We start from the raw sequence: 6,305 nt of genomic DNA, 5'->3' as shown, positions 1-6,305 counted from the left end.
GGCATTAATTGAGAATAAGAATAAGCGGCTAAAAAAACCATATGATTCAGAGGAACTAGGAGAGTTTTTTGATGCTTTCTTGTCTCGTCAGTTGCCGGAAGATGAAGTGTACATGATTGTATTTGTCAACGGTAAATTGCACAATTCCAGTCCGCGAGCGCGACCGGAAATTCTCAAACAAAGTTCGGACTTGATGCAAAAATGGGCAAAGGCAACTTCTTCAGCACAAGGTAGCCACGAAACCAACGATCCCCAAGTCGGCGATATTTTGTATTTTGTCGAACCAGTCGACGAACTCGATCGGATGGCGCGGATGGTGGACGATCTGATGTTACTCGCCAAGTCCGAACGTCCCGATTTTTTGCAGTATGAAATCGTCGATATCCGAGTTTTTACTGAAGAACTATTTGCCAAAGTGCGCGGGCTAGCCGAGCGAAATTGGAATTTGGCAAAAGTTGCTGATGGTAAAGTGCGGATCGATCGCTATCGGATCGCACAAGCGATCGTCAATTTGGCAAATAATGCCGTTCAGCATACCCAAGTTGGCGATAAGATTTCGATCGGCTCGATAATTCGGCAGAAGATGCTATACCTGTGGGTGCAGGATACTGGCGATGGGATTTCTGAAACCGATCGAGAGCTAATTTTTGAACGATTTACCCGTGCTGCCAAAAGTCGGCGACGTTCTGAGGGTTCTGGTTTGGGACTGTCGATCGTTAAGGCGATCGTCGATGCCCATCGCGGTAAAATTGCGCTCCAGAGCCAGCTTCAATTTGGTTCGACCTTTACCTTAAAAATTCCCTTACTACCCCCTCCAGACGGACTAGATCGATCGCAAAATGTCGATCCGAAATAGGAGTTGGGAGTTGGGAGTTGGGAGTTGGGAGTTGGGAGTTGGGAGTTGGGAGTTGCGGCTCGCGCTCGTCGGGTTTCCCGACGGTTTAGCGAGACAAGACAGGGAGTTGGGAGAGTATAGGCAATGGTTGCTTTACTTACGCCGCTCGGTAATAGTTATACCAAATCCAAAAAATCGGGCTACAGCTCGTGTCTAGGGACTGCTCCTCCCCTGCTTGGTGCAACACATGCGGAGGGAACCTCCGCGTGGTTGCATCCGCTTTATAAGGGGAGGCTGGGAGGGGTAAAGATCTGTAGCAGTAACTTAGAGAATTGGTATTACACGAATAATGAAACACCCAATTTTCAGGGAATAGATAAAAAGTTTTCGAGCAGTCGGGAATGTAGTGCAATCCCGAACAGTCCATTTTTTAAGCGTTTTTAGCCTAGATCTGCGAGTACCCGCAGATCTAAGCTAATTACTAATTAAGCTCAAATCGACATCTAAATCGAGATCGAGACTTCATCACCTTGGGTAGTAACCGGATATGTTTTAATGCTTTGGGCAGATTTGCCAACGCTGAGTACTTGGTGCGACCATTCTGGCAAGGGGATGCCGACAAACGAATCTACCCACTTGACATTTTCACCAGTAGTCAGATCGAAACTTGCACCATGCCATCGACAGGTTACAGCGCGATCGCAAACTTTGCCTTTGGCGAGGGGCATTCCCAAGTGAGGACACTTATTTTCGACTGCATAGATTTTATCGTCAATTTTGGTCAAGATAACTTTTTGGTTCTCGACTTTAACAGCTAGTAATTCACCTTCTTTAATCTGGCTGGTGGTAGCTACAGAGACAGTTTTCATGGGGCAATAATAAATTTTTGATGGTTAAACTAGATATTATTAGCCTAGCAGGATGTCAACCGCAAGTTGCTAAATATCGCCCCAATCGAGCATTTCTACACAATTGCCCATAATTGGATGACTTCGATAATCAGGATTGCTACCCATACAAAGATCCCAACCCCCGCAGCCGCTGCGGCGATATCCTTAATCGCGCCAATTTGCGGATTTTGTTGCTGTTCGACAAAATCACACAAGATTTCGATCGCACTATTTAATAATTCGCCCAGTAACATTAGTCCGGTTGCGATTAGAATCAACGACAGATCCACCCATTTATGAAATGCGATCGCCCCGATCGCGATCGGTATCGATAATATTAGTTTGTAGGCAACACTAAAATCCGTAATGACGGCAATGTGCAGACCCTTGAAGATAACTTTAATTTTTTTAATCGGATGATAGCCAGGAGTACTGTACTTTCTCGACATGGAGCGATACTCCCAAAAAATAATAATTAAAATATTGTTAGCAAGCTAGCAATATTTTAATTGATTTATTCTTCGATGCTAGCAAAGATTGGCGAGCTATGCTTAGATAGTTTGCAGCGATCGCATAAATCTTTGCAACTGACGACTTTCGAGTTCTAATACCCGCCGTGCAAAATCGCGATCGCGATCGAGCAAATCGTCAAAGGCATTGACTGGCATTGCCAAAATGCGGGTAAAATCGCCTTTAGCCACGATCGTATTCTTGGAGTCGCTATGTGCCAAAACTTCTAATTCGTCGAGTGTTTGACCTAATTTGAGTCGCTCGATCCGGACTTCTTGGTTTGGTAAATGATACAGAATATTTGCCGAACCTTCAATTAATAGCAGGAGTTCGCGACAGGTGTCGCCAGCTTCGGTAATAACTTCGTCATCACCAAAGGTTCTGACTTCAGCACGCTCGGATAGCGAGATTAATGTTTCACTATGCATCCGATGAAAGAAGTCACTATTAAATAGGTGTACCACTTTTTCTAATAACGAAAATGTAGTCAGAGGCGGACACTCTTTGGATGCAGACAAGATAATTTTGACAGTTTCTTGGAGCAGTGGTGAGTTTTGAATGTGCGTATAATTGCGCGCGATGGCTTGACTTTGAGCGAGATCGAGTTGCGCGGTAATATACAGACAAGCTGTTTGAATGAGGGGGTTGCGATCGTCGAGCAACGGTGCTAGCGTTCTTAAGGTTTCTTCATTTGAATAGTCGATCGCACAAGAACTTGTGGTTCCTGATAATGGTGCTAGCTTCTCAATTATTTCTGGATGCAGTCGTTCGTGCCAATTTTCTGATTCTAATAGTTCTAGCAAAACTACTGGAGCTAAATCGCCTAATTTTTGAGCCAGAGAAATCGCGGTTAAATCGTTCTTCAGGCTGGCAAGTGTTTCCAAAATAGTCCGAACGATTAATTCTTTCTTGTGATGGATGCTACTTTTGAGCAGTGTCAAAACTGCTTGTTGTTCGTGCAAGATTGGTTGATTGAGTCCGCGAAAGCAGGTAATCAGATCGGGTAATTGAGCGAGTAAAAATTCTGCTCGGCGTAAACTGCCAGATTCTGGCGAAATTCCACTCAAAATCCAATCTTCATCTTGAGAACTAATCGAATATTGGCGGCGCAAAGCATCGATTTCGATTGAGTTAGGATCGGGATTAGTCAGATCTTGTTGACGTTGTAATAGCATCAGCCGCTCCAGTGATTTGCGATAGCCAGTCAAGCGAATTTGATTCTCTAAACTGCGCTGACGATCGGGATTTAATAACTCTGGATCTTCGATGCCCAATTCTTCTAATACCTCGCGGTGTTCGTCATCGGTAATGCCTAATTCCTGACGCAATTGTTGCAATACTTCTAAACTACTCGAATAATTCGCATACCCTTCTTCCAATGCTTCGCGCACGACCCCTTTATAAGCAGCATGTCGCTTTTCTCTGGTAAATCCAGGTAAAACTTTAGCTAAAATATAAACTTCGTGAGTATTCAGCTCGCTCAAAGAACGACCTTCTACATATTGAGAAATATTCAGTTGTAATTTCTCTAACTGCTTGCGGAACCGACTTGCCAAATTCTCGCGCGAATACAGATCGGGGCTGAGTCGCCAAGTCTTGTATACCCATAGCGTACTCAATAATACTAGGGTAAGTTCGTAAACATATTGACCCCAAATCGGCATTAGTTGTACTAATGGACGACCGCCAAAGATAAAGAAAAAGTTGAAAATAAAAAACGTACATAGCGTAAAAACGCGATGCCGAATTATGTCTGGAGATAGCTTGAGATCGCGCTTACGACTGTAAGCTTTTGCCGATTGCTCGATCGATCTGCCCACCCGATAACCAATGAAAGTAGAAGCACTTAATGTTAATGGTACGGCAACTATTTTAGGAATATTTATCGCCTGTCCGAATAAATAAAATCCTGGACTTAATAGTGTTGATAATTGGTCGGTTTGTCTCGCCCACGCACCCGAAATATAATAATCCCAACTACCCGCATATAAATAATAATAAACGAAATAACCAATAACTAAGCCCACATAACCATATCGCAACCATGATACTTCTGGTTTGTTTATACTATCCCAATAAACGCGTTCTGAGTCGATATCGATACAAGGATTTTGACAAGCAACGCAAGCACTTTGCTCTTTACCATCGGGCAATACCGTCCGACACATCGACTGTGTAATCGACGTATCGCTGATATGTGCCTTACTACCAAATAAACCCCCAGGTTCGCTATAAATCTGTTGTACTGGAGCCATCGGACAAAAATAATTGCACCACGATTTACCCCCATACAAATAGCCGACGGTAATCGCCGCAGCGATTGTAAATAATATCCATAATGCTAATACCAATCGATCGGCATTAAAAAATAAAATCCGCCCGCACAATCCGACAAATAGCCAGCCAAATTGCACATACGGATAATTCTTCCCCAACCAGGAATCGGACTTGACTTTTGCCAGCTCGTAACGAACTTTTCCCGTATTGGGATTTTCGCGTTTAAATTGCCTCTGCTTGCCTAATGCACGCGGAATTTGCGACAAAAATGATAGCGGACAAATCCTTCGCCAAACTTCATGTCCGAAGACTAACAAAATAAAGATCGATGCAGGGACGATTGCCCCCCAAAATAAGGTTGTAGCCAGCGGATAAGGCTGCTCTACCAGACACTTTCCCTGCACCAAAATACAGCTATCCGATAACCTTAATGGACTCCAAGGATGATTTGGCTCTGTCAATGCAGAAGTCCAAGGATCGTAAAATAATGATGCGATAATTAGCAGCCATGCGATTGTTAATATCCAACGCACCACATGCATTCGCCGTTCGGTTAGCTGTGAAAACATATAACTTATGAAGTTGACTATTATTAAAGAGTGTTATTTGTATATTCTCTCGATCGAGAGCTATCTGTACGAGCCGATATTTTAATGGTGGACAGTGGCTCCCACTCGTCGGTTTATCCGACGGTTTGCGACCCAAACACATGCGGAGGAAACCTCCACATGTGTTTGGGTTAAGACAGGGAGAAAAGACATTGCCCACCCTGCTTTTCTATATTTATATAATAGCCGATATTTAACTAGTAAGTACCGTATATCATGTTTTTTAATCTCAACGATCGATTATCGATTAATTAAATTATTCATCGTCATGAGCAAAGCGATGATAGAGAAAATCGAGAGCATAATTGCGTAGATTATAGTACTCTGGATCTTCCATAATTCGATCGCGATCGCGCGGGCGATCGAAGGGAATAGTGAGAATTTCTCCAATATTTGCAGCAGGGCCATTGGTCATCATCACTAACCGATCTGCCAAAAATAATGCCTCATCGATATCGTGAGTAATCATCAACACCGTACAATTTTGTTCGCCACAGATCCGCATTAATTCTTCTTGTAATTCCTCTTTAGTAATTTGGTCTAAAGCTCCAAAAGGTTCGTCTAAAATTAAGACTTCGGGACGAATCGAAAGCGCGCGGGCGATCGCCACCCGTTGGCGCATCCCTCCCGACAATTGTTTGGGCTTTTTATCGGCAGCTTCAGATAATCCCACCATGGCTAAATGCTCGTGAACGATCGATACTTTTTCTGCTTTAGATTTTTGAGGAAAGACCGAATTAACGGCTAAATATATATTTTCAAAAGCAGTTTTCCAAGGTAAAAGTGCATAACCTTGAAACACCATCATGCGATCGGGGCCGGGTTTGACAATTCGTTCTCCTTTTAGTTCGACTCTGCCAACGCTAGGTTGACTGAATCCACCCACCATATTGAGTAGGGTTGATTTACCGCAACCAGAATGCCCAATCACGCAAATAAATTCGCCTTTATTGACAGACAGATTGACATTTTCTAAAACGGTGTAACTACCTTTGGCAGTAGGATAAATTTTGGCAACATTTTCAACTAGTAGAAAAGGAGCTTTAGTCTCAACTTTTTGAAAACTTTGTGGACTGGCTTGGAATGCTTTCATAATCTTGTATGTTTTTAAATATCGATCGGTTAATGTTGGGACTGGGCGGGTACGGATGGTTTGTTTAGTTGTAAATTGTCGGGGGCTAGTGG

At 43.2% G+C, this 6,305-nt stretch carries 5 protein-coding genes; 1 reads left to right on the top strand and 4 read right to left on the bottom strand.

Annotated features, from left to right (window positions below):
* On the top strand, positions 1–856 hold an 856-nt coding region (locus C7B77_RS21400; RefSeq protein ID WP_146138435.1), incomplete at its 5' end, for a sensor histidine kinase.
* 482 nt (positions 857–1,338) lie between these two features.
* Here the strand turns inward: C7B77_RS21400 and C7B77_RS21390 are convergent.
* The 4 genes from C7B77_RS21390 to C7B77_RS21375 all read right to left on the bottom strand — a co-directional run bounded on the left by C7B77_RS21390 (position 1,339) and on the right by C7B77_RS21375 (position 6,213).
* Positions 1,339–1,704: a Rieske (2Fe-2S) protein gene (locus C7B77_RS21390; protein ID WP_106309607.1), complete on the bottom strand. Its 366-nt coding sequence runs from the start codon at positions 1,702–1,704 to the stop codon at positions 1,339–1,341.
* A gap of 95 nt (positions 1,705–1,799) precedes the next feature.
* Positions 1,800–2,174, bottom strand: coding sequence for a diacylglycerol kinase (locus tag C7B77_RS21385; RefSeq protein ID WP_106309604.1), 375 nt, complete (start codon positions 2,172–2,174; stop codon positions 1,800–1,802).
* 102 nt (positions 2,175–2,276) lie between these two features.
* Positions 2,277–5,081, bottom strand: a complete 2,805-nt coding sequence (locus C7B77_RS21380; protein WP_106309601.1) for a cyclic nucleotide-binding domain-containing protein — start codon at positions 5,079–5,081, stop codon at positions 2,277–2,279.
* Positions 5,082–5,376: 295 nt separating this feature from the next.
* Complete coding sequence (locus C7B77_RS21375) at positions 5,377–6,213, bottom strand: nitrate ABC transporter ATP-binding protein (RefSeq protein WP_106309613.1); 837 nt, start codon at positions 6,211–6,213, stop codon at positions 5,377–5,379.
* Between the last annotated feature and the right edge of the window lie 92 nt (positions 6,214–6,305).

The organism is Chamaesiphon polymorphus CCALA 037 (genome assembly GCF_003003845.1).
GTDB lineage: Bacteria > Cyanobacteriota > Cyanobacteriia > Cyanobacteriales > Chamaesiphonaceae > Chamaesiphon > Chamaesiphon polymorphus.
Note: the sequence above shows the minus strand (reverse complement) of the source record. Positions and strands in the feature narration are given on the sequence as shown.

Excerpts from the sequence above, each read along its gene's own strand:
- C7B77_RS21375 (WP_106309613.1), bottom strand. The coding sequence starts at position 6,213 with ATGAAAGCATTCCAAGCCAGTCCACAAAGTTTTCAAAAAGTTGAGACT.
- C7B77_RS21390 (WP_106309607.1), bottom strand. The coding sequence starts at position 1,704 with ATGAAAACTGTCTCTGTAGCTACCACCAGCCAGATTAAAGAAGGTGAA.
- C7B77_RS21385 (WP_106309604.1), bottom strand. The coding sequence starts at position 2,174 with ATGTCGAGAAAGTACAGTACTCCTGGCTATCATCCGATTAAAAAAATT.
- C7B77_RS21380 (WP_106309601.1), bottom strand. The coding sequence starts at position 5,081 with ATGTTTTCACAGCTAACCGAACGGCGAATGCATGTGGTGCGTTGGATA.